At 73.9% G+C, this 22,356-nt stretch carries 24 protein-coding genes; 10 read left to right on the forward strand and 14 right to left on the reverse strand.

Going from position 1 to position 22,356, the window contains the following annotated elements; genetic code table 11:
• Positions 1 to 759: 759 nt before the first annotated feature.
• From Dvina_RS29910 to Dvina_RS29930, 5 genes are all read right to left on the reverse strand, one after another.
• Complete coding sequence (locus Dvina_RS29910; RefSeq protein ID WP_223092666.1) at positions 760 to 1,254, reverse strand: phage tail protein; 495 nt, start codon at positions 1,252 to 1,254, stop codon at positions 760 to 762.
• 12 nt (positions 1,255 to 1,266) lie between these two features.
• The gene (locus tag Dvina_RS29915) at positions 1,267 to 2,484 is read right to left on the reverse strand and encodes a phage tail sheath family protein (RefSeq protein WP_223092667.1); all 1,218 of its coding nucleotides are present in this window, start codon (positions 2,482 to 2,484) and stop codon (positions 1,267 to 1,269) included.
• 1 nt (position 2,485) lies between these two features.
• A complete protein-coding gene (locus tag Dvina_RS29920) occupies positions 2,486 to 3,148 on the reverse strand; it encodes a carboxypeptidase regulatory-like domain-containing protein (RefSeq protein ID WP_223092668.1) in 663 nt (220 codons plus the stop codon).
• 133 nt (positions 3,149 to 3,281) lie between these two features.
• Entirely contained in the window at positions 3,282 to 3,722 is a 441-nt protein-coding gene (locus Dvina_RS29925) for an ATP-binding protein (protein ID WP_223092669.1), read from the reverse strand.
• Positions 3,719 to 5,950, reverse strand: a complete 2,232-nt coding sequence (locus Dvina_RS29930) for an MMPL family transporter (RefSeq protein WP_223092670.1) — start codon at positions 5,948 to 5,950, stop codon at positions 3,719 to 3,721. Before Dvina_RS29930 ends, Dvina_RS29925 begins: the two co-directional genes overlap by 4 nt.
• A gap of 72 nt (positions 5,951 to 6,022) precedes the next feature.
• Here Dvina_RS29930 and Dvina_RS29935 point away from each other — a divergent pair, with 72 nt between their 5' ends.
• Complete coding sequence (locus Dvina_RS29935; protein ID WP_223092671.1) at positions 6,023 to 7,642, forward strand: copper resistance CopC/CopD family protein; 1,620 nt, start codon at positions 6,023 to 6,025, stop codon at positions 7,640 to 7,642.
• Between the two features lie 30 nt (positions 7,643 to 7,672).
• On the opposite strand, the gene Dvina_RS29940 is transcribed toward Dvina_RS29935, so the two are convergent.
• Entirely contained in the window at positions 7,673 to 8,215 is a 543-nt protein-coding gene (locus Dvina_RS29940; RefSeq protein WP_223092672.1) for a dihydrofolate reductase family protein, read from the reverse strand.
• Positions 8,216 to 8,329: 114 nt separating this feature from the next.
• The gene (locus tag Dvina_RS29945; protein ID WP_223092673.1) at positions 8,330 to 9,223 is read right to left on the reverse strand and encodes an SDR family oxidoreductase; all 894 of its coding nucleotides are present in this window, start codon (positions 9,221 to 9,223) and stop codon (positions 8,330 to 8,332) included.
• A 92-nt stretch (positions 9,224 to 9,315) separates the two neighbouring features.
• On the opposite strand from Dvina_RS29945, the gene Dvina_RS29950 reads away from it, so the two are divergent.
• Complete coding sequence (locus Dvina_RS29950) at positions 9,316 to 9,882, forward strand: TetR/AcrR family transcriptional regulator (RefSeq protein WP_246655406.1); 567 nt, start codon at positions 9,316 to 9,318, stop codon at positions 9,880 to 9,882.
• A gap of 411 nt (positions 9,883 to 10,293) precedes the next feature.
• On the opposite strand, the gene Dvina_RS29955 is transcribed toward Dvina_RS29950, so the two are convergent.
• Positions 10,294 to 10,980 carry a 2OG-Fe(II) oxygenase gene (locus Dvina_RS29955; RefSeq protein ID WP_223092674.1) on the reverse strand — a complete coding sequence of 229 codons (687 nt, stop codon included), beginning with the start codon at positions 10,978 to 10,980 and terminating at the stop codon, positions 10,294 to 10,296.
• A 96-nt stretch (positions 10,981 to 11,076) separates the two neighbouring features.
• Here Dvina_RS29955 and Dvina_RS29960 point away from each other — a divergent pair, with 96 nt between their 5' ends.
• Positions 11,077 to 11,871 (forward strand): hypothetical protein, encoded by a 795-nt coding sequence (locus tag Dvina_RS29960; protein ID WP_223092675.1) that lies wholly within the window; start codon positions 11,077 to 11,079, stop codon positions 11,869 to 11,871.
• Between the two features lie 132 nt (positions 11,872 to 12,003).
• Here the strand turns inward: Dvina_RS29960 and Dvina_RS29965 are convergent, their stop codons facing one another.
• Positions 12,004 to 13,353 carry a hypothetical protein gene (locus Dvina_RS29965; protein ID WP_223092676.1) on the reverse strand — a complete coding sequence of 450 codons (1,350 nt, stop codon included), beginning with the start codon at positions 13,351 to 13,353 and terminating at the stop codon, positions 12,004 to 12,006.
• Between Dvina_RS29965 and Dvina_RS29970 the strand changes: the two genes are divergently transcribed.
• The 4 genes from Dvina_RS29970 to Dvina_RS29985 are packed head-to-tail and all read left to right on the forward strand — an operon-like array spanning position 13,339 to position 15,883.
• Positions 13,339 to 13,548, forward strand: coding sequence for a hypothetical protein (locus tag Dvina_RS29970; protein WP_223092677.1), 210 nt, complete (start codon positions 13,339 to 13,341; stop codon positions 13,546 to 13,548). The two genes, Dvina_RS29965 and Dvina_RS29970, sit on opposite strands and share 15 nt — an antisense overlap.
• Before the next feature lie 57 nt (positions 13,549 to 13,605).
• A complete protein-coding gene (locus tag Dvina_RS29975; protein WP_223092678.1) occupies positions 13,606 to 13,995 on the forward strand; it encodes a GntR family transcriptional regulator in 390 nt (129 codons plus the stop codon).
• Entirely contained in the window at positions 13,992 to 14,879 is an 888-nt protein-coding gene (locus Dvina_RS29980) for an ABC transporter ATP-binding protein (protein ID WP_223092679.1), read from the forward strand. Before Dvina_RS29975 ends, Dvina_RS29980 begins: the two co-directional genes overlap by 4 nt.
• Positions 14,876 to 15,883, forward strand: a complete 1,008-nt coding sequence (locus tag Dvina_RS29985; protein ID WP_223092680.1) for an ABC transporter permease — start codon at positions 14,876 to 14,878, stop codon at positions 15,881 to 15,883. Before Dvina_RS29980 ends, Dvina_RS29985 begins: the two co-directional genes overlap by 4 nt.
• Here the strand turns inward: Dvina_RS29985 and Dvina_RS29990 are convergent.
• Positions 15,868 to 16,422 carry a class I SAM-dependent methyltransferase gene (locus Dvina_RS29990; protein ID WP_223105788.1) on the reverse strand — a complete coding sequence of 185 codons (555 nt, stop codon included), beginning with the start codon at positions 16,420 to 16,422 and terminating at the stop codon, positions 15,868 to 15,870. The genes Dvina_RS29985 and Dvina_RS29990 overlap by 16 nt on opposite strands.
• 131 nt (positions 16,423 to 16,553) lie before the next feature.
• Here Dvina_RS29990 and Dvina_RS29995 point away from each other — a divergent pair, with 131 nt between their 5' ends.
• Positions 16,554 to 17,048, forward strand: a complete 495-nt coding sequence (locus Dvina_RS29995; RefSeq protein WP_223092681.1) for a YcxB family protein — start codon at positions 16,554 to 16,556, stop codon at positions 17,046 to 17,048.
• A 2-nt stretch (positions 17,049 to 17,050) separates the two neighbouring features.
• Here Dvina_RS29995 and Dvina_RS30000 read toward each other — a convergent pair whose 3' ends face one another.
• The 3 genes from Dvina_RS30000 to yidD all read right to left on the reverse strand — a co-directional run bounded on the left by Dvina_RS30000 (position 17,051) and on the right by yidD (position 18,462).
• Positions 17,051 to 17,716 (reverse strand): nitroreductase, encoded by a 666-nt coding sequence (locus Dvina_RS30000; RefSeq protein ID WP_223092682.1) that lies wholly within the window; start codon positions 17,714 to 17,716, stop codon positions 17,051 to 17,053.
• An 87-nt stretch (positions 17,717 to 17,803) separates the two neighbouring features.
• Entirely contained in the window at positions 17,804 to 17,983 is a 180-nt protein-coding gene (locus Dvina_RS30005; RefSeq protein ID WP_223092683.1) for a hypothetical protein, read from the reverse strand.
• A 47-nt stretch (positions 17,984 to 18,030) separates the two neighbouring features.
• The gene (gene yidD, locus Dvina_RS54580; protein WP_246655407.1) at positions 18,031 to 18,462 is read right to left on the reverse strand and encodes a membrane protein insertion efficiency factor YidD; all 432 of its coding nucleotides are present in this window, start codon (positions 18,460 to 18,462) and stop codon (positions 18,031 to 18,033) included.
• Positions 18,463 to 18,548: 86 nt separating this feature from the next.
• On the opposite strand from yidD, the gene Dvina_RS30015 reads away from it, so the two are divergent.
• Positions 18,549 to 19,895: an outer membrane protein assembly factor BamB family protein gene (locus Dvina_RS30015; RefSeq protein WP_223092684.1), complete on the forward strand. Its 1,347-nt coding sequence runs from the start codon at positions 18,549 to 18,551 to the stop codon at positions 19,893 to 19,895.
• A 194-nt stretch (positions 19,896 to 20,089) separates the two neighbouring features.
• Entirely contained in the window at positions 20,090 to 20,980 is an 891-nt protein-coding gene (locus Dvina_RS30020; RefSeq protein ID WP_223092685.1) for an alpha/beta fold hydrolase, read from the forward strand.
• A 360-nt stretch (positions 20,981 to 21,340) separates the two neighbouring features.
• Here the strand turns inward: Dvina_RS30020 and Dvina_RS30025 are convergent, their stop codons facing one another.
• Positions 21,341 to 22,354 (reverse strand): LacI family DNA-binding transcriptional regulator, encoded by a 1,014-nt coding sequence (locus Dvina_RS30025; RefSeq protein WP_223092686.1) that lies wholly within the window; start codon positions 22,352 to 22,354, stop codon positions 21,341 to 21,343.
• Positions 22,355 to 22,356 lie beyond the last annotated feature (2 nt).

Genomic DNA, 22,356 nt, shown 5'->3' on the forward strand with positions numbered 1-22,356 from the left:
GGCCCCGCCGGCCGCGGCCACGCCCCCGGCGGCGCGGGCGTCACCGCGACGACTGACGAGCCGGCGATCCCCGCGGCGCCCGGCGTGGCCACACCCGGAGACCGCCCGCCAAGGACGACCGGTCCTGGCCGGCCCCGCCACGGTGCGACCGGTTGAGCTGCGACCGGCTGAGTCGTAGTCGTTTGAGGCGTGAACGGCTGAGGCGCGAGCGCTTGCATTGGAGGCGCTTGCGGTGCATTCGCTTGCGGCGCGAACGATTCAGGCGCGAACGGTTCAGGCGCAAACGGTTGAGCCGCAAACGATTTAGGCTCAAACGATTGAGGCGCGAACGGTTCAGGCTCAATCGATTGAGGCGCGAACGGTTGAGATGCGAACGGTTGAGGCGCGGGCGGGTCGGGGGTAGTGGGCTCCGGTGAACGGCTGTGCGCCACGGGCCGTGCATCCTCGCGCGATCGGACACCCATGCCGTGCGAGAACGAGTCGCTGCGCCCGGAGTCGACCGCCCGCTCGACCCGTGCCGGCCGGGCGTCCGCGTCCGCGTCCTCGTCGCCGGCCGTGTAGCCGATGCTTGCGGGATTCAGCGGTTCGGGCAGCGCCGGTCCGAACGGGAACAGTGGCTCCGGGACCGGAAACGGTGGCTCCGGGACCGCAACCGGGAGCGGTGGGGGCTGGGTCGCCAGCCGGGTGGCCAGGCGGTCGACCCGGTCGGCCAGGTGGTGGGCCCGCGCCGCGGCACGGTGCAGGCCCAGCGCCAGGCCGCTACGCAGTCGGCGCCTGACCACCGCCGGCCTCCCGCTGCAGACCCTCGTGTGCCAGCGTGAGGGTCTCGATGGCCAGTTCGCGGCTCATGGCGTCGAGCGGGGAGCCGTACCACTCCTGCGGCCACGCGTTGAGCAGGTTCCAGCGGATCGCCTCGGTGGAGCCCGAGGAGTCCAGGACGACGATCGAGACGTTGCGGCGGTTGACGCGGCCCTCGACGGCCGTCATGAGCCAGTCCCACAGGTCGGCGGAGTCGGTGAGGCCGAAGCGCAGGGTGACCGGCGGGTACGTGACGCGGCTGGGGATCGCGCGCACGATGCTGTTGTTGCCGGCCTCACGGTACGAGATCCGCTCGACCTTGACGCCGAGGCCGTTGACCTCGGTGAAGTGGCCCTCGGTGACGTTGTTGATGAGCAGCTTGAAGTTGTAGGCCCGATACGGGTCGACGACGTTCCCGGGCTGGGCCGCGGGGGACGCGGGCAGTGGCGCGGTCATTGACGGGCTCCCTTACTGCGCTTCGGTGCCGACGGAGGACTGGCTGAGCTTGAACACGACGAACTCGGCCGGCTTGACCGGCGCGACGCCGATGAGGGCGACGACCTGGCCGGCGTCGCGGACCTCCGGCGGGTTGGTCTCCGCGTCGCACTTGACGAAGAACGCCTGCTGCGGCGTGGCCCCCATGAGCGCGCCGTCGCGCCACACGCGGGTCAGGAACGCGCCGATGTCGCGGCGGATGGAGCGCCACAGCTGCTCGTCGTTGGGTTCGAAAACGATCCAGCGGGTACCGTCGGCGATGGACTCCTTGAGCATGGAGAACAGGCGGCGCACGTTGAGGTAGCGCCACTCCGACGCCTCGGCGGCGAGGGTGCGGGCGCCCCAGACGCGGATGCCCTCGCTCGGGAAGTAGCGGATGCAGTTGACGCCCGCCGGGTTGAGGATCTCCTGCTCGGCCCGGGTGATGCGGTAGGTGAGGTCCAGGGCGCCGCGGACCGGCTCGTTCGCGGGCGCCTTGTGCACGCCCCGCAGCGTGTCGGTGCGGGCCCAGATCCCGGCGACGTGGCCGCTCGGCGGGGTGGGGACGATCTCGCCGCTGATCGGGTCGCGCACGACAAGCCACGGCAGGTAGAACGTGCCGTAGTCGGACTGCCGCGGCCGCAGCGCGCCGTCGTTGGCCGGTGCCGGGGCCGGGGCGGCGTCCTTGTCGCCCTCGGCCTTGGGCTTCTTCGGCGCGGTGGCGGTGGCGACGCGGGTGTACCGCTCCACCTCGGCCGGCTCCGCGGGCGCGTCCAGGATCGCCACCCGGTCGCCGAGCAGCTCGCAGTGCTTGAGCAGCTCCTCGTGGGAGGCCGGGTCGCTGTAGCCGGGCGCGGCCACGATCGCGATGTCGTCGATGGCCTCCAGCAGCCCGAGGCCGCTGCGGCCGCGGCCGGTGGTGCCGATCGGCTCCCCGGGGGCCACGTTGACGACGTAGCAGCGGCCGCCGCCGTTGTCGAAGAAGCCGTACACGGCGCGGGACAGTGCGGTGCCGGGGCCGGGCTCGTCGCCGCCGCCGAACGCGCGCAGGAACTGCGACCACGAACCGATGGCGACGGCCTCGTTGCGGCGGGCGTCGCGGTCGGGGGCGGTGCCGACGAAGCCGGCGGTGCTCGTGCCCACCGCCCCGATCGGCCGGGCGCCGCCGCTTACCTCTTCGACGTAGATGCCGGGAGACGCGTAGAAGGGCATGTCAGTCCTCTCTGAACTCGCAGAAGATCACCGCGGGGCTACCGTCCGCAGCGACCTCGTGGTGGAAGTGCCGGCCCCGCCCGGTCAGCCGCAGCGCGACGGGGCGGCCGGTGACGACGCCGGGCAGCGCGAAGCGCCCCGCGTGGTCGGTGTCGGCGGCGAGACGCCCGTCGGCGGTCTCCACGCGCATCCCGGCGAGCGCATGCCCGCCCGGGCCGAGGACGGTGCCGCGCAGGGTCGTCATCGGCGCCGTCTGCAGCCGCAGCGGCTCGACGACGCGCGGGACGGGGCGCAGCGGCCGGTCGAGCCGCGCGACCACGTCGATGTGGAACGCGGGCCGCGGTGTGAGCCCGGCGCTGAGCCAGATCTCGGCCGGGACGGGCTCGAAGGTCGCCGGATACGGGCTGCCGACGGTCGCCTGCAGCATCCGGTCCAGCGACAGCAGGTCGTCGGGGCGGGAGCAGCAGCAGAGGTACCGCAGCCGCAGCCGGACCGCGGCCGCACCGTCGCCGGGCCGCAGCTGCTGCTCCGGGAGCAGGCCGAGCAGCCACAGGTACACCTGCGCGCCCTCGGCGACCGGAGGGCCGGAGCCGGCCGTGACGCCCGCGGCCCGCGCCCACCCGAGCAGCTCCTCGGTCGCGGCCGTCGTCACCCCGGGTTGCATGGGCGTCCTCCCGTCGCTGCGATGCGGCTGTCCCGCATCGGGCGTCAGGAAGAGCCCCGGTGGAGCCCTCGAAATACTCCGGTTCTGTCAGCTAGGCGACGTATCAGTGCGCGTCACCCGGGCGGGGTTGTCCTCATCCCCGGGTGGTCACCGCCGGGAAGGAGGCCCAGATGTGCTTGGCGTCGGCGGTGGCGTACCAGCCGACGTCGAGGGACAGCTGCCGGGCCAGGTGCAGGCCGCGGCCGCCGGAGTCGTACGGCTCCACGTCGCGCAGCTCCGGGACGGCCTGCATGTCGTGGTCGGCGATGTCGATCAGGAAGCAGTCGTCGGCGAGCAGCAGCCGGACCACGCTCGGCGGCAGGCCGTGGACGAGCGCGTTGGTGGCCAGCTCGGAGGCGACGAGCAGCACCCGGTCGGCCCGGTCGTCGAACGCGGGCGCGGCGACGAGGTGCCGGGCCTCGAGCGTCTCCAGCAGCGCCTCCCGCAGCCCGTGCAGCTCCCGTACGTTCGTGATGATCCAGCTGCGCAGCTCGGTCGTCACCGGGGGCAGTGGCGAAACACTCAACGTCGTCACCTGGTCGGGCTACCCATCTGCTCGGGGATTGACTCCTCGGCCACCGGTTCGGGGGCCACCGTCGAGCCCAGGACGCTCAGCAGTGCCGGTGCGAGCAGCGACCGTACGATGAACGCGTCGATGAGCACACCGGTGGCGAGGGCGAAGGCGAGCTCGCGGAACGGCCGCAGCGGCACGAGCAGCAGCAGCCCGAAGCTCACCGCGAGCGTGATCGCGGCGGTGCGGATGGCCCGGGCCGAGTGCGGCAGGGTCAGCGCGAGCGCCTCGCGCAGGGGCCGGGTGCGGGCCTCGCGCCAGGCCGGGCCGATGCCGAAGATGTTGTAGTCGGAGCCCAGGGCGACCAGGAGCACGGCGGCGGCGAACGGCACGTAGAACGTCAGGCCGTCGGCGTGCCAGACGTCCTGGAACAGCCACGTCGTGAGGCCCAGCGTCGCGCCGATGGCCAGCACGCTGCAGGCCAGCAGGCCGATCGGCGCGAACAGGGCCCGCAGGAACAGCATCAGGAACAGCAGGTTGGCCAGCAGCGCGGCGATCGCGATCCGGCCGAGGTCGCTCTTGGTCTGCTCGACGACGACCCGGGCGACGGCGGTGTCGCCGCCGAGGCTGGCCTGGGTGTTCTCCAGCCCGGCCGCGGCCAGCAGGCCGGGCAGGTCCCGGTTGAGCCGGTCGAGGGTCTGCACGGCCCGGGCGCCGAGCGGCTCGGTGTCGAGGATGAGCAGGTAGCGGGCGGCGCTGCCGTCGCCGGCCCGGAACACGTCGAACCCCTTGGGCAGCTGCGCGGAGGACGGGCCGAGGACCGCGGCCACGCCGGGCTCCTTGGCCAGGGCCTGCTGCACCCGGTTGAGCTCGTCGGGGCGCCCGGCGATGCCGCCGCCCTCCACCAGCAGCTCGGTCGGCGACAGGATGCCGTCGGCGAACCCGGTCTCGGCCGCGGTCGCCGCGGCCCGCGCGGGCCGGTCCGCCGGCAGCGCGTCGACGAACGACACCCCGAGCCGGATGTGCTGCAGCGGCAGCGCGGCGATGACGAGCCCGGCGGTGCACAGCACCAGCACCGGCGCGGCGAACCACTTGCGGGTCAGCAGCCGGGCCCACCAGGTGCTGCCGGCGGGTTCGGTGTCCACGAGCGGCCGGCGGCCCAGCGGCGACCAGAACGCGGCCGCGCCGAAGATCGCGAGCAGTGCGGGGACGAGCGTGACGGACACGATGACACCGATGAGGATGGCGAGGGCCATGCCCGGCCCGAACGCCCGGAACGCCGGCGACCCGGCCACCACCAGCGCCCCGGTGCCCGCCGCCGCGGTCAGCCCGGCCACCAGGATGATCGGCGTGAACCGGGCCGTCGCCTGGCGGGCCGCCTCCACCCGCGTCTCCCCGGCCGCGAGGGACCGCCGGACGCCGGCCAGGTAGAACACGACGTAGTCGGTGACGACGCCGAGCAGCAGCGCGACGAGCAGCGGCTGGGTTTCCTGCGGCACCGGTACGCCGAGCTTCAGCGCGAGCACACCGCCCACGTGCAGGGTCAGCAGCGTCGCGACCCCGGCGACCGCGAGCGCGACGAGCGGCGCGATGAGCGAGCGGAAGGCGACCGCGACGATGAGGAACACGGCGATGACGGTGATCAGCTCCAGCCGCGACACCGACGACTGGACGATCCGGGCCTGCTCGACCCGGGCCGGGACCGAGCCGGTGACGCCGACGACCGCGTCATCGGGGCCGTAGTGGGCCTGCACGAACCGCTCGGCCGCCTTGACCTGCCCGGCGAAGGACACGTCGGGATTGGTGAACAGGTACGTGACAATCGTCGTGCCGTTCTCCTCGGAGCCCGGGAACAGGCCCTTGACGTTCATGACGGGCACGGCGGCGCGGATCGGCCCGGCGTCGGTGTACGTCCCGTCGCTGACCGCCTGCGCCCGCTCGAGCGCCGCGGTGCGGGCCTGCTCGGGCAGCCCCTGCGGGTTGCGCTGCACGACGGCGACCCGGCTGAGCAGCGGGAATCCGAACTTGTCGAACGAGCGCAGCTCGCTGTTGATCGCCGGGTTGTCCTTGGAGACCAGCTGCTCCAGGTCGCTGCCGCCCTGCCCGACCGCCGGGAGGTAGATCACCGACGCGATCGCGGCCGCGGCCCATCCGGCCACGACGAACCAGCGCAGGCCGACGACGAGCGCGGCGTATGCGCGCGGCAGCAGGCTCGGCCGCCACCGGCCACGGGTTTCGATGCCCTCATCCACGCCCGCCGTTGTGCCCCGGCAGCGGCATCGTAAAACGGTGAACTCTTCCGGGGCCCTGCCCGTACCCCCTCCGTGAGGTGGCTCGTGGCGGCGGTGGCCGGTGTCCTGTTCGTGCTCGCTGCACCGGCGCTCCCGGCGAGCGCGCACGCCGTGCTGAGCGAGTCGAACCCGCGGCCGGGGGCGGTCGTGGCGACGCTGCCCGGGGAGATCCGCCTCGCGTTCAACGAGGCAGTGCACGCGGTACCGGGCAAAACGGTCGTGGCCGGGCCGGACGGCAAGCGGATCAACGCGGGCGACCCGGCGGTGGCCGACGGCGCGCTGGTGCTCCGGCTGCGCGCCGCGGACCGGGTGACCGGGACGTACGTCGTCTCGTACCGGGTCATCTCGGCCGACAGCCACCCGGTGTCCGGCTCGTTCACGTTCTCGGTCGGCGCGCCGTCGGCGGGCCCGGCCGCCGCGGTGCCGACCGGCATTGACCCGATCGTGCGAGCCCTGGTCCCGGCGGCGAAGTACGCCGGGTACGTCGGCCTGGTGCTGCTGATCGGCCCGGCGGTGCTGCTGGCGGTGTGGTACCCCCGCCGCCTCTCCCGGGCCGCGCCGCTGCGCCTGGCCCGGGCCGGGATCTACGCGGCGGCCGGCGGCACCGTCGCCGCGCTGTGGCTGCAGGCCCCGGCCGCGTCCGGCGCGGCGCTGCTGGACGTGGCCCCGGCCGAGCTGTGGGAGGTGCTGACGTCACAGTTCGGCCTGCTGCTGCTGGCCCGGCTGGTCGCGCTCGGCGCGGTCGCGGTGATCCTGCCCCGGCTGCGGCGCCGCCCCGACCGGCGCCTCGGCACCGGGCTCGCGCTGGTGGCCGTGGGCGGGCTCGTCACGTGGCCGCTGACGGGGCATCCGGTGGCGTCGCCGTATGCGTGGCTGCTGGTCGCGGCCGACGTGGTCCACCTGGCCGCCATGGGCCTGTGGCTCGGCGGCCTGATCGTGCTCGCGGCCGTGGTGCTGCGCCGGGCCGACCCGCGCGAGTTGCGGCTGATCCTGCCGTCGTGGTCGCGGTGGGCGCTGATCACCGTGTACTGGCTTGTCGCCGCGGGCGTGCTGCAGGCCCTGGTGCAGCTCGGCGGCTGGCCGGCGGTCACCGGCAGCACGTACGGCCGGCTGATCCTGGTCAAGGGCGGCCTGGTCGTCGGCGTCCTCGCGATCGCCTACCTCTCCCGGCGGCTCGTGCAGCGCGGGGCGTTCACCGCGGCGCGGCTGCGCCGCAGCGTCGGCGTCGAGGCCGCGCTGGCCATGGCCGTGCTCGCGGCGAGCGCCGTGCTGGTCCAGCTCACGCCCGGCCGCACCGTCGACGTGGAGGCGGCCGCGGCGGCCCGGGCCCGCGGCTTCGCCACGACGCTGACGAGCCCGCTGTATGCGGTGCAGTTCGAGGTGTACCCGGCGGCGGTGGGCGAGTACAACAGCTTCCACGCGTTCGTGTACACCCCGGAGGGCCGGCCCCTGGAGGTCGTCGAGTGGACGGTCACGGCGGCCCTGCCCGGCCAGGGCATCGAGCCCATGCCGAACCCGGTCTACACCCTCACCGGCAACCAGGGCCTTGGCAACATCACGTTCCCGTTCGCCGGTGACTGGAGGCTGACCCTGACCCTGCGCGTGTCCGACTTCGATCAGGCCACCGTCACCGCCCAGGTCCCCGTCACCTGAGCGCCGCCGGCCGGGACGGGCGGCCGCTACCTACTGGCCGGGCACGCGGTAGGTCAGCAGGACGTTGCCGCCGGTCGTGCCGTGGACCTCGACCAGGTCCAGCCGCCGCAGCGCGTCCTGGTCGGCGAACAGCTTCCGGCCGGTGCCGGCGAGCGCGGGCGCCACGACCAGCCGCAGCTCGTCGACCAGGCCGGCGTGGAGCAGCGACTGCGCGAGCGCGATGCTGCCGTGGATGCCGATGTCACCGCCGTCCCCGGCCTTGAGCGCGGCGACGTACCCGGCGGCCGGGGTGTCGACGAAGACGCTGTTGGACCATGCAGTGGCGGGGCGGGACGCGGTGAACACGTGCTTGGTCGTGCCGTTGATGAAGCTCGCGAACGGCTCCACGTCCGCGGTGGGCCAGTAGCCGGACCAGTAATCGTAGGTGCCGCGGCCGAGCAGGACGGCGTCCTGGCGTTCGATGACGCGGGCCAGGTTGTCGAACACGCCCGCGTCCGTGTCGAACATCCAGTTGCCGGGCTCCTCGGCCACGCCGTCGAGGGACATCAGCTGATACAGCACCACGTTGCGCATGCCACCACCCTATGGCCGCCGCAGTCGTGCCCGGCCGCCGGCGCCGGGGCGGGTCGCGGTCGGATCACCCGCGCAGGGCGCCCCGCGCCCGCCGCGGGCCGTTCGGCCGGTCGCTCAGGACCTGGTGTAGTAGCCGGCGTCGAGGTCCTCCAGCAGCGTCGGGTGGGTCGGGGTCCAGCCGTACTGCCGCTGGGTGTACTCGCTCGACGCGGGCATGTTCAGGCCGAAGAACATCCCGATCCAGCCGAAGTGGGCCGGGGCCTCCTGCGCGGGCACGGACTTGACGGGCAGGTCGAGGCCGCGGCCGATCGCCTCGGCGATGGCCTTCGTGGACACGCCGGGCTCGGCTACTGCGTGCAGTACAGCCGCCGCCGGAGCTTGTTCGATCGCGAGCCTCACCAGCGTCGCCGCGTCCGCGCGGTGGACGGCCGGCCAGGCGCCGCTGCCGTCGCCGACGTAGGCCGAGACGCCGTGGCGGCGGGCCGCGTCCACCAGGACGGCGATGAAGCCGTGGTCGCCGTCGCCGTGGACCGTGGGGGCGAAGCGGATGACGCCGGCGCGCACACCCCGGTCAGCGTAGGCGAGCGCGGCGGCGGCGTTGGCGACGCGCGGGTGGCTGGCCGGGTCGCCGGGCTCGTCCTCGGTGGCGGGCGTGCCGTCGCGGCTCAGCCCGGCGACGCCGGAGGCGATGAACAGCGGGCGGCCGGTGCCGGCCAGGGCGTCACCGAGCGTGGTGATCGCGCGCCTGTCGGTTTCAGCGGCGCCCTGCATGTCCGAGAAGTCGTGGTTGTAGCCGAGGTGGACCACGCCCTCGGAGTCGTCCGCCCCGGCGCGCAGCGAGTCGAGGTCGTCCAGGCTGCCGCGGCGCACCTCGGCGCCGAGGCCGGCGATGGTCGCGGCGGCGCTGTCGGAGCGGGCCAGGCCGACGACGTGGTGGCCGGCGGCGAGGAGCTCGGCGGTGACGGCGGAGCCGATCCAGCCGCTGGCGCCGGTGACGAAGATGCGCATGGTGACGTCCTTACCTTCGAGGCGATGTCACTTGATGACATGACGAACGTAGCACGCGATGTCATCATGTGACATGGCCTAGACTGTGTGACGTGGGACGCTGGGAGCCGGACGCGCGGGGCCGCATGGGTGAGGCGGCGATGCAGCTGTACGTCGAGCAGGGCTTCGAACAGACGACGGTCGCCGAGATCGCGGCCCGGGCCGGCGTCACCGCGCGCACCTTCTTCCGCCACTTCACCGACAAGCGCGAGGTCCTCTTCGCCGGCTCCGAGCTGCTGCTCCAGGGCATGGTGGCGGCCCTCGACAACGCTCCGGCGACGGCCACACCACTCGACGCGGTCACGGCCGCGCTGGACGCGGCCGCCGAGTTCCTCGGGCGCAACCACGCGCACTCCTGCCAGCGCCAGGCCGTCATCACGGCCAACCCGGAGCTGCTCGAGCGCGAGCTCATCAAGATGGCCCGCATCGCCGCCGCCCTGGCCGAGGGCCTCCGCTGCCGCGGCGTGCCGGACCCGGAGGCGACGCTGGCCGCCGAGGCCGGGGTGGTGGTGCTGCGGGTCGCGTTCGTGACCTGGGTGAGCCGCCCCGACCCGACCGACCTCGCCGCGACCATGCGCGACACCCGCGCCCGCCTCACGGCCACCGTCTGCGGGCCGTAGGGCCGCCCCCGGTCACCGCCGGTCACGCGGACGGGCCGGCCGGCGCGCGGCCCGGGCGGCGCGGCGCGGTGCGCAGCGGCGATGTGCTCAGGCGCTCCGGCTGGCTCCCGGCCCGCAGCGCGCCGGTGGCGGCCGGACCGGTCGTGCGGTGGGCCGACCGGTGACGCCGGTCGTGGCGGGTGCGACGGTGACGCCGGTCGTGCGACGGTGATGGCGGTCGTCCGACGGTGACGCCGGTCGTGCGGTGGGCGACGGTGACGCCGGTCGCGCCGGGTGCGACGGTGACGCCGGTCGTGCGACGGTGATGGCGGTCGTGCGACGGTGACGCCGGTCGCGCGGTGGGCAACGGTGACGCCGGTCGCGCCGGGTGCGGCGGTGACGCCGGCCGTGCGACGGTGATGGCGCGGTCGCTCACTCGGCGTCGTGCAGGACGATCCCGAGGGCGTGCCGGCGGCCGGACTTCACCAGGCTCACGCCGTGGCGCACCGGGGCGGCGGACCAGCCACGGGCGGTGCGGATGGGGCGGTCCCGGGTGGTGAACACGAGGCCGTGGCCCTGCTCCAGGATCGCCGTGGTGCCGCGGGACTGGGCGCGGGGACGCTGCTCGACGAGCATGAACTCGCCGCCGGTGTAGTCGGTGCCGTAGCGGTCCAGGCCGATGACGACCTGGAGGGGGAAGACGAGCTCGCCGTACAGGTCGCGGTGCAGCGCGTTCCAGTCGCCCGGGCCGTAGCGCAGCAGGATCGCCGTCGACTTGCGCTGGCCCCGCTCGTGACACATCGCCGTCCACTCGTCGAGCGTGTCCGGCCACGGCGCCGGACGGGCCAGCCGGGCCGACCAGTCGCGGGCGATCGGCAGCAGCCTGGGGTACAGCCGCTGCCGTAACGCTTCGATGACGGCGGGCAACGGGCGCTCAAAGTAGCGGTAACAGCCGGAGCCGAACCGGTGCCGGGCCATGTCGACCGTCGAGCGGAACACCTCGTCCCGGTCGAACAGCGCGGCGAGCTCGCGGCAGCCGGCCGCGTCGAGCAGCCGGCCGGTCGGCGCGCACCCGACGTCGTCCAGGCCCTTGGTCACCGCGTCCCAGTCTGTGGTCATCACCCAATCCTGCGCGCCTTCGCCCGCCCGGTGCTTGCGGAAATCGGACCTCGCACTGGACCGTAACGCTCCCGGTGGACAAGGCGTTGAGCGGTGATGATGCGGACACTGCGGGCAGCGGTCACCGGTGCGCTGCTGATGTTCGGCGCTGTCGCGTCCGGCGGGGCGGCGAGCGGGGCCGGGGTCGCGGCGACCGCGGCCCGCCTGGACGCGCTGTACATCAGCATCCACGGCCACGCCGACGAGCTGCGGGCGGCCGAGCGGCTCAACTACGAGCGGGTCGAGGGCGGTACCGCCGCCTGCATGCACGCCCACGGCCGCACCGCGTACCGGCCGGTGCCGTACGACGGCTGGTACCGCGACTTCACCGACGCCGACCTGGGCTACGGCAACGGCTACGGCTCGGTCCTGGACTCGCTGGGCGGCCCCGGGCGCCGGCACCTGCGCAACGAGGCCGCCCAGGCGCGCCTGCTACCCGACCAGCGGGACCTGGCACCGCAGGATGTCGACGTGTACAACGCGTGCACGGCGCCGTACGGTCACAGCCCGTACTGGGACTTCATCGGGCCGACGATGAGCCTGGACGACCTCCTGGCCCCGGTGGAGGCGGACCCGGTCGTGCAGCAGGCGGCGGCACCGTACAGCGCGTGCATGCACGACCGCTTCGGCTACACGATCGGTGAGCGGCCGGACGACCTGCTGTACCCGAAGTCGTCGATGGACGCGAAGTTCGCCGCCGACGCCGAATGCCGCCGCCCCGCCTACACGGCCGCGATGCTCGCTCTCGCACCACGGATCACCCCGTGGGAGCAGCGGCACCGGGCCGAGCTGACGGCGGTCCGCCAGCAGTGGCGCCAACTGGTCGCCGACGCGGCCCGCCTCCCTCGCTGACCCCAGCTTCGGAGCGCCGGCCACGCTGGGCGGCAACAGCCCGTCCCAGCTCGGGTGCGACGGCCGGGCCGGGCGGCCATGTCCGATTGATGACGGCCGCTGCCGTATCTTCCGCGGCCGGCTCGGGGTCCTTCACCCATGACCGTCACCATGCCGGGGCTCCCGGCGCCGTACCGGGTCATCCCGGACTCCATCCGCCGCATCCTCGTCATGAGCTTCTTCGCCACCAACCGCGCCGTCGACCAGCTTGCGCTGTGGGCGGGTGAGCGGCCCGTCCACGCGTTCGACGGCTGGCCGGGGGCGGTCAAGGCGGCGATGGACGCCGTCGGCGACCGGCTCCGCGAGGACATCCGGCCGGGTCTGGAGCAGGAGCTGCTGGACCTGGTCTACTACTCGGCCCGGGCCGTGGAGAGCTTCGGCGACCAGGATTTCGCAGGTGTACTGCGCGTCGGCCACCTCGTTCCCCTGCACAACCGCCACCAGGTGACTGTCAGCAACGTCACCGAATACGCCGACCGGGCCCGGGTGCACCTCACCGATCCGGCGCTCGTGGCGCTGCTGGTGCACGAGCCGTACCTGGCCGCCCACCGCCCGACGATGGTCCCGCCGGGCTCGACGACCGGCGGCCTCACCGCCGTCGTGGGAAACCGGCAGGTCCGCGCCCCGGACCTCGATTTCGACATCTATGCCGACGACGCCCCGACCAACGTCGACAACGTCGATTCTCGTCAACCCCACCGCGTCCACATCGACGATCGTCACGGACACCCCGTCAACGCCGACCGTCGTCACGCACACGCCGTCGACGTCGACGCTCGTCACCAACACCAAGTCGACATCGACGACAGTCGCGGACATCCCGTCGACATCGGCAACCGTCACGAGCCCAGCATCGATGTCGACAACCGTCACGGACACCCCGTCGACGTTGACGGTCGTCGCCAATCCCGCGTCGATGTCGACGGTCGTCACGAACACGGCGTCAACGTTGACAGCTCTCTCGGGCACCCCGTCGATGTCGACCGCCGTCGCGAGCTCCGCGTCGACGTCGACGAGCGTCATGAACACGACGTCGACGTCGACGGTTCTCTCGGGCACCCCGTCGATGTCGACCGCCGTCGCGAGCTCCGCGTCGACGTCGACGAGCGTCACGAACACGACGTCGACGTCGACGGTTCTCTCGGGCACCCCGTCGATGTCGACCGCCGTCGCGAGCTCCGCGTCGACGTCGACGAGCGTCATGAACACGACGTCGACGTCGACGGTTCTCTCGGGCACCGCGTCGATGTCGACCAGCTTCGCGGACGCCCAGTCGACGTTGACGGTCGTCACGGGAACCGCGTCGATGTCGACGAGCTTCGCGGACGCCCTGTCGACGTTGACGGTCGTCATCGACACCCCGTCGACGTCGATTTCTGGCACGGGCCGGCTGTCGATGTTGATGCTCGTCGAGGGCAGGGCGTCGATGTGGAAGGTCGTCAAGGACCGGCCGTCGACGTCGAGTTCGTCAGGGCCGCCGCGGTGCTGACGCAGGCCTGCTTCGCCGAGGTGCGGGGACGCCATGAGGTCACCGGAACCCTGCGGGTGCGTCTGGGTGGGCGGCCGGCCGGCGTCATGTACCTGGCCGCGTGCCGCCTGCGCGCCGAGTTTCCGGGGCTGACCGTCGAGCTGGGTTGACGAGCCACCGGGGCGTATCTCTATAGTGCTAGGCATCTAGTGAAACGAGACGTCACGGTGATTGAGTTCCATCTCGACGGGCGCTCCGGCATCGCCCCCTACATGCAGCTCATCCAGCAGGTCCGCCACGCGCTGCGGCTCGGGCTGCTGGTCGAGGGGGACCGCCTGCCCACCGTCAAAGAGGTCGTCGCGAAGGTGGCGATCAACCCGAACACGGTGTTCAAGGCGTACCGCGAGCTCGAGTACCAGGGGCTTGTCACCGCCCGGCCGGGCGTGGGCACGTTCGTCGCCCGCACCCTGGCCGATCAGTCGCTCGCCGCGCACGAGTCGCTGCGCGCGGAGCTGCGCGCGTGGCTGGACAAGGCGCGCGGCGCCGGCCTGGACGACGAGAGCATCGAGGCGCTCATCGCGAGTACCGTCCGCACCCCCATCGAGGAGTCGACATGACCGAACCCGCGCTCAGAGCCGTGGGCCTGAGCAAGCACTACGGACGGCGCCGCGCCCTGGCCGACTGCACCCTCGACATCCCGGCCGGCCGGGTCGTCGGCCTCGTCGGCCCGAACGGCGCCGGCAAGACCACGCTGCTGCAGCTGGCCGCGGGCATGCTGCGCCCGAGCGCCGGCACCATCGAGGTCCTCGGCGGCCGCCCCGGCTCCGGCGGCGCGCAGCTGGCCCGGGTCGGCTTCGTCGCCCAGGACGCGCCGACCTACGCGGGCCTGTCCATCGCCGACCACCTGCGCTTCGGCGCGTCGGCCAACCCGCGCTGGGACCAGGCGGCGGCCGAGGAGCGCATCGCCGCGCTCGGCCTCGACCCGAGCCACCGGGCGGGGAGGCTCTCCGGTGGGCAGCGGGCCCAGCTCGCCCTCACCCTGGCCATCGCGAAACGGCCGGAGCTGCTGATCCTCGACGAGCCCGTGGCCAGCCTCGACCCGCTCGCCCGCCGGGAGTTCCTCAAGGTGCTGATGGGCTTCACCGCCGAGCACGGCGCCAGCGTCATCCTCTCCTCGCACCTGGTGTCGGACCTCGAACGGGTCTGCGACTACCTGGTCGTGCTGGTCGGCTCGCGGGTGCGGGTGGCCGGCGACGTCGACGACCTCGTGGCCGGGCACTTCCGGCTCACCGGCGCCCGCTGCGACCCGGCCGACCTGCCCGCGGGTGTGCACGTCATCGAGGAGAGCCACACCGAGCGGCAGTCGACGTTCATCGTGCGCGCCGGCGGGCCGCCCGACACGTTCGCGTTCACCGCCGAGCAGCTCACCCTCGAAGACCTCGTCCTCGCGTACATGTCGCAGGCCGCGTCGGCCCGCCCGATGCTGGAGCCCACCCGATGATGATCTGGTTCACCTGGCGGCAGTTCCGCGCGCAGACCGTGGTCGCCGCGGGGGCGATCGCCGCGCTCGGCGTGCTCCTGCTCGCCACCGCGCACATCATCACCGACCTGTACGCCGACGTGGCCGCCTGCACCGCCGGCTGTGACGGTGCGGTCCACACGTTCCTGACCCGCTTCCACGACAGTGCGGCCTTCCCCGTGTACCTCACCGGCCTGGTTTCCGCCTATGCGCTCCCGCCGCTGCTGGGTGTCTTCTGGGGCGCTCCCCTGATCGCCCGGGAGCTCGAGACCGGCACCTACCGCCTGGCCTGGAACCAGTCGGTCACCCGGACCCGCTGGCTGGCCGGCCGGCTGCTGTTCGGCGGCGCCGTGACGGCGGCCGGGTCGGGCCTGCTCAGCCTGGCCGTGACCGTCTGGTCCCGGCACGTCGACGTGGTCTCCAAGGACCGGATCCAGCCGCTGCTGTACGGCTCCCGCGGGCTCGTGCCGATCGGGTACGCGGTCTTCGCCTTCGTCCTCGGCGTGACCATCGGCATGCTCCTGCGCCGCGTGGTCCCGGCGATGGCCACGACCCTCGCCGCCTACGCGGCCGTGGCGGTCGCGATGCCGCTGTGGGTCCGCACGCACCTGGTCGCGGCCGTGCGCGAGAGCACCCCGCTGACCGCCGACGACATCCAGGGGCTCTCGTTCAGCCCGAGCAAGGGCACGATGAGCGTCCGCGGCGCCGACGTCGAGGGCGCCTGGACCGTCTCCACCGGGACGTTCAGGGCCGACGGCAGCGTCTTCACCGGCCCGGGCGACCCGGTGGCGTGCGGCATGCAGACCGGCGGCAGCCCGTCCCGGTGCGGCGAGTGGCTGGCCACGCAGCACCTGCACCTCGATCGGGTGTATCACCCGGACAGCCAGTTCTGGTCGCTGCAGTGGGCGGAGACCGGCCTGTTCCTGGGCCTGGCCGCGCTGCTGGCCGGCTTCTGCTTCTGGTGGGTGCGTCAGCGGGTGGTCTGAACGGCGATGGCGGCGTGGGGCCGGTGCGCGCCGCCGTCACCGTCGGGCCGTTCGAGGCGGCCGACCTCGGTGAAGCCCGCGGCGGCCAGGAGTGCGGCGAACCCGTCGGGCGGATACCGGTAGGCGGTGGTGACCTTGTGCTCGAACGGCTCCACGCGCTCGCCGGTGAAGAAGCCGACGACCATGATGCCGCCCGGGATCAGCGCGCGCCGCAGCCGGGCCAGGACGGCGGGAACGTCTTCGGGGTCGCGGTGGATGAGGGAGTACCACAGCAGCATCCCGGCGATGGAGGCGTCCGCGGCCTCCAGGTGGTCCATCGAGCCCAGGTCGAAGCGCAGGTCCGGGTGGGCCGCCCGGGCGTGGGCGACGAACTCGGGCACCAGGTCGATGCCCGACACGTCGGCGCCGAGCCCGTGCAGGTAGCCGGTGAGGTGCCCGGGGCCGCAGCCCAGGTCCAGCACCGGCCCGGGCCGGCCGGCCAGGTGCCGCCTGATGAAGTCCAGGTCGTCGGGGTGCGTCTTGTCCGGCGATGCGAACATGTCGATGTAGAGCCCGGCCACCGCCGAGTAGGACGCCGCGATCGTCACCGCCCGACCCTATGCCGGCGACCACCGCGGGACGCGGCCGGTGTCGTGCCCGGCGGCCCGGGTGCACGGACTAAAGTACGTGGGTGCAGATCCGATTCGACGTCCCCGCCGACCCGGCCTACCCCGCACGGGTGGCCGCCGTCATGAGCAGTGAGAAGCTGCGGCGGTACCGCAACATCGGCGCCGCGCTCGTAGGGCTGGGCGTCATCGGGCTGGTGGTCACCCGCTACGCGTCCTGGGGTGCGCTCATCCAGCCGCTGTCCCTCGCGATGGTCGTCGGCGGCGCGCTGTCGGTCCTCTACGGGCCGTGGGTGCGGTACAACTCCAAGCGCCGCTCCGGCCGCTACGCCGTCGAGGGCGCCTACGACATCACCGCCGACAACATCATGATGACGAGCGGCTCCGAGTCCGGCGGCATCGCCTGGGACGGGGTTTCGCGGGTGGCGCAGACGCCGGACTTCTGGGTCGTGTACGTCGGGCGCATCCCGGCGACGGTGATCCCCCGGGAGTACATGTCCGAGCCGGACGCGGCGCAGCTGGAGCGGTTCCTGCACGAGCGCGGGCTGCTCGGCGTCTGAGCTCAGCCGCCGACGAACGTCACGGTCTCGCGCAGGTCGGCCCGCCCGGTGCGCAGCGGTGGCACGCCGTCACGCGCGTAGCCGACCGAGACACCACAGAGCAGGACCAGCTCGTCGCCGGCGCCGACCGTCTCGCTCACCGTCGTGCGGTACATCGTCCACATCACCTGCGGGCAGCTGTGCAGGCCCTCGGCGCGCAGCAGCAGCATCACGGTCTGCAGGTACATGCCCGCGTCGGCCCACTGCCCGGGGCCCATCGCCCGGTCGACGTAGCAGAACAGCACCACCGGCGCCCCGAACCCGTCCGAGTTCAGCGCGGCGATCTTCGCCGGCCGGGCCGGGTCGTCGCGCTCGATGCCGAGCGCCGCGTAGCGCTGAGCGGCCGCGGCCGTGAACCGGTCCCGGTACGGCGCCGCCAGCTCCGCCGGGTACATCGGATACTGCCGCTCGTCGCCCGGATCGCCCGCCCGCGCCCGCGCCGTCGCCCGCCGCTTCAGCCCGGCCAGCGGCTCCCCCGCCACGACGTACACGTGCCACGGCTGCAGGTTCCCGCTGGACGGCGCCCGCGCGGCCGCGCCGAGCACCCGCTCGAGCACCTCCCGCGGCACCGGCCGGTCGCTGAACGCCCGCACGGCGCGGCGGCTGTCCACGGCCTCGTACACGTCCACCGCCGGCCCATCCTCTCGATCCACCGCGAACGGTCACAGTCCGGACGGCCGCGGCTCGGCGGGCGCTGCGAGCCGCTCAGCGCCCGCTCAGTGCACGCTGCGCTGCAGCACCCGGTTGCGGGCCTCGAGCGCGGCCTCCAGTGCGGCGCGGGCGGCCCGCTGGGCCCGCTCGGCCGCGAGCCGCCCGGCCTGCGCGCGGTCGCGGGCCCGGGCGGCATGTTTGCGGGCCAGATGGGCCCGTTCGTGGGGTGACGATGTGCGATCCACGCCCTCTATGATTCCAGGCCCGACGGGCCGCGAAACCTGCAATGCCGCTACGGGACCGGGTCGTGCGTCCCGCGGGGCGTCGACGCGTTGCAGCGGCGGATCCGGGCCGCGGTCAGGCGCGAGCCGATGACCAGACCGTAGCGGCGGACCGCCTCCAGCCCGTAGTTGCTGCACGAGGGCACCTGACGGCAGCGCGTCGGCAGATGCGGTGAGAGCCGGCGTTGGTACCCCCGGATCGCCGCCATCCCCGCCCGCACCGGCACACCCGGCCGCACCCCCACCGGGCGCGCCGCCCGCGGAGGCGCCGCGATCGCCAGCACCCCGAGCAGCGACCCGAGCATGAACGGGTTGCAGTCGCACCCGTCGCAGCCGTCACACCCATCGCAACCGTCGCACCCGTCGGGGCTGCACCCGCTCAGGTCCACATCGGACCATCGCCGCCACCAGCTCCGCCGCGGCCCGGCCTCGTCCACGTCCACGCCCGGCATTGTGCGGACCCGGCACGGTACCGATCAAGGCAGCTGTCGCCTGTGCGTCGATTGACGCCGGCGGCTACGCTGCCCGCATGGGAGCCGGACGGGGGCGCTGGTTCGTCGTGCTCGCCGCCGGGCTCGTCGCCGCGGCCGCCGTGGTGCTCGCCGTCCGGCTGCACCGCCCCGCCGATCCGCGGCCGGCCGCCGCCGGGCCGTCGGCCTACCCCACCACCGAGCGGCTGTGCACCGCCGGCTGCGACGCCCGCGGCACGATGCGCTGGTCCGTGCCGGTGCCGGGGCCGTACGTGGAGAGCGGCGGGTTCGTGTTCCCGGCGAGCGCGGACGGGACCGCGTCCGCGCGCTCCTGCAGCCGCAAGGCCGGCCCGGCGTTCTACCTGTGGGCCGGCGACCGGCTGCTCGCCTACGACGCGGCGAGCGGCCGGCTGCGCTGGAACGCCGCGCTGCCGCTCCCGCCCGCCGGCGCCTACTGCCAGATCTTCGCCGACGCGCAGCACGTGATGGTCGTCGCCACCGACGCCAAGGACGGGCCCGACCGGGCCGGCGTCGTCAGCGCCGCCGACGGCCGGGCGGTCGGCAGCTGGGACGCGCCGTATCCGCACGGGCCGGGCAACGTGCCCGCGGCCGCCGTGTCCGGCCTGGCCGGCGACCGGGCGATCTGGCTGCGGTTCTCCGGCGAGGTCAGCGCCGTCGACCTCGCGACCGGGCAGCCCCGGTGGACCTCCCCGGTGGCCCCGTTCGCCGGCTACCACGCCGACGGGGCCGGGCTGTTCCTCGACCGGGCGGGCGGCGGCCTCGAGCAGGTGCAGCGCCTCGACCTCGCCACCGGCGCGCTGACCCGCATCCCGGTGTCGGCACCGATCGGCGCGAACGGCCGGCTGTACATCGGGCGCAGCTCCAGCACCCCCTACGACGGGCTGAGCGGGGTGCTCCTGGCCACCTCCGACGACAGCGCCGCGGCCATCTCGGCAGCCGACGGAACCCTCCTGTGGCGGATCGTGACCGGGCAGGTCCGCGCACCCGGCGTCCCGTACGTGCAGCAGATCTGGACCGTCGACCCGGTGGCCGCGGCCGTGTACGTCGACGGGCCGCAGCCCCAGCAGGTGCGCCGGGTCGCGGCCCGCTCCGGGGAGACCGGCGAGCCGTTCGGGGCGTCCGGGGTGAAGGGCTGGACGGTCCTCGGCGGCGTCGGCGTCCACACCGGCACCGTCAGCGGCGGCCCCGGGCTGCTCGGCGACGAGCCGGCCACGGGCGAGGTCCGCTGGCGGGTGCCCGGGCCGCGCTCGTTCAGCGGCCTCGGCACCGACGCCGCTTCCCCGCTGGTCATGGTGGGCTTGGGCTGCGCCGGCACCGGCGCGCGCCCGATGGACGACGCGCTGCACGTGTGCACCGCACCGGTACTGGTCGCCGTCAACGTCTGAGCGACCAGCACAACCGCCGGAATCGCTCACCCGTCCACCACCGACCGATTTCCACGACCGCCGCTGATCGAGACCACGCTCGGCTCACACCGCGTAGGCCGTCCTAGGAAACTAGGCTCCATCTCCAGGGGCGCTGGCGGCGCGGTCATGGGGTTCGGATGCGGGCCGGCGCTCACGGTTCGTAGGGTGATGACATGGATCATGTCGATGCCGGCCCGCTGTCGATCGCCTACCGGCAGGACGGCCCGGCGGACGGCTGGCCCGTCGTCCTGTCGCACGGCTTCCCCTACGACGTGCACGCCTTCGACGGGGTCGTTCCGGCCCTGACGGACCACGGCGCCCGGGTGATCCGCCCGTACCTGCGCGGCTTCGGCCCGACCCGGTTCCGCGCCGCCGGCACCGTCCGCAGCGGGCAGCAGGCGGCGCTCGGATCGGACCTGATCGCGCTCGCCGACGCCCTGCGGCTGGACGGGCCGATCATCGCCGGGTACGACTGGGGCGGCCTGGCCTCCTGCGTCGCGGCCGCGCTGTGGCCGCGACGGGTGGCCGGCCTGGTGTCGATGGCCGGGTATGACATCATCGACATCGATCGGCAGCGGCACGGCTTCGACCCGGCCGTCGAGCACGCCGTGTGGTACCAGCACCTGTTCCAGACCGAACGTGGCCGCGAGAGCCTCACCGCGCACCGCCGGGCCCTGTGCCGGATGCTGTGGCGGCAGTGGTCGCCGCGGTGGGACTTCGACGACGCGACATTCGCCCGGACCGCCGCGTCGTTCGACAACCCCGACTTCGTCGACGTCGTCATCCACGCCTACCGCCACGCGCTGGGCCAGGCCGAGGGCGATCCCGCGTACGACGACCTCGAGGCCCGGCTGGCCGCCCGCCCGCCGATCACCGTCCCGGCGGTGACGCTCGACGGCGCCACGGACACCTTGAAGCCGGGTGGCACCGCCGACCACGCCCCCATGTTCACCGCCCGGCACGAGCACCGGCTGGTCGACGCCGGCCACAACCTGCCGCAGGAGGCACCGGCCGCCTTCGCCGACGCCGTGCTGACCGTGCGGGCCTGGCTCGTCTCGCCCTGACCGCCCACCGGCCCACGACCCCGTTCGCTGCGGCCGTCAGCGCGCACCGCCGTGCGGCACCGCCACCCGGAGCCGCCACGCCGACGGGCCGCGGCCGCGCGCGGACGGTCGGCCCGCGGCTGCGCGCGGACGGTCGGCCCGGAGCGCCAGCGCCCGCGGGTGCGCCGCCGGCCGCTGAGTGCGCGCGCAGGGCCGAGCCGGCGTGGACCGCACGCCGGCCGCGGACCAGGGCTCCGGGGCAGACCGTGCGCCTGGGGCGATCGACCGGGGCGGGGGCCACCCGCTTCTGCGCAGCCGGCCCCGGTGAGCGCGCGCAGGCCCGGGCCGGCCCGGACCGCACGCCGGGCGCGGGTGTGCGGTTCAGGCGGGAGGCGGTGCGGTGCTCTCGCGGACCTTCAGGGAGGTGGCCAGCTCGACGCCGAGCTGGGGCGGGCGTTCGCCGCGGCCCAGCGCCAGGGCCATCTCCGTCGCCGCGGCGGCCATCTCGACGAGCGGCTGGTGGATCGTGGTCAGGGGCGGGTCGACGAGGGTGGCCACCGCCAGGTCGTCGAAGCCGACGACGCTCAGGTCGGCCGGGATGCGCAGGCCGAGGTCGCGGGCGGCCTTGTAGACGCCGACGGCCTGCAGGTCGTTGGCGGTGAAGACGGCGGTCGGGCGGTCGGGGCGGCGCAGCAGGCCGGCGGCGGCCGCGTGGCCGCCGTCCACGGTGAGCTCGGCCGCGGCGACCACCGCGGCGTCGTACGGCAGGCCGGCCGCGTCGAGGGCCGAGCGGTAGCCGTCCAGACGGGCCCGGCAGTACAGGACGCCGTCGGGGCCGCCGACCATCGCGATCCGCCGGTGGCCGAGCCCGGCCAGGTGCCGGGTCGCGGCCCGGCCGCCGGACCAGTTCGTGGCGCCGACGAACGGGACGTCGTCGGGCAGCTCGCGCGTCGGGTCGAAGACGACGAACGGGATGCCGCGGGCCCGCAGCTGGTCGCGCTGCTCCTGGTTGAGCTGGGCGACGGTGACGACGCAGGCGGGACGCCGCTCCAGGGCGCTGTCGATCCAGTATCGGATGGCGCTGCCCTGCGGCCCGAACTCCGACAGCACCACGCCGACGTGGTGCTTGCGGGCGACCCGCTGGACGCCGTGGATGATCTCGGTGCCCCACATGTGCTCGAGACGCTCGAAGACCAGCTCCATCAGGTCGGTGCGGTTCGGCGGGGTCGGCTTGCGGTAGCCGTACTCGCTGATGAGCGCCTCGACCCGGGCCCGGGTCTCGGCGGCCACCCCGGATCGGCCGTTGATGACCTTCGAGACCGTCGGGACCGAGACGCCGGCCGACTCGGCGATGTACGCGATGGTGACCGGCGTCGAAGCGTCACCTGCGTCCATCC

Source organism: Dactylosporangium vinaceum (assembly GCF_019904175.1).
Lineage (GTDB): Bacteria > Actinomycetota > Actinomycetes > Mycobacteriales > Micromonosporaceae > Dactylosporangium > Dactylosporangium vinaceum.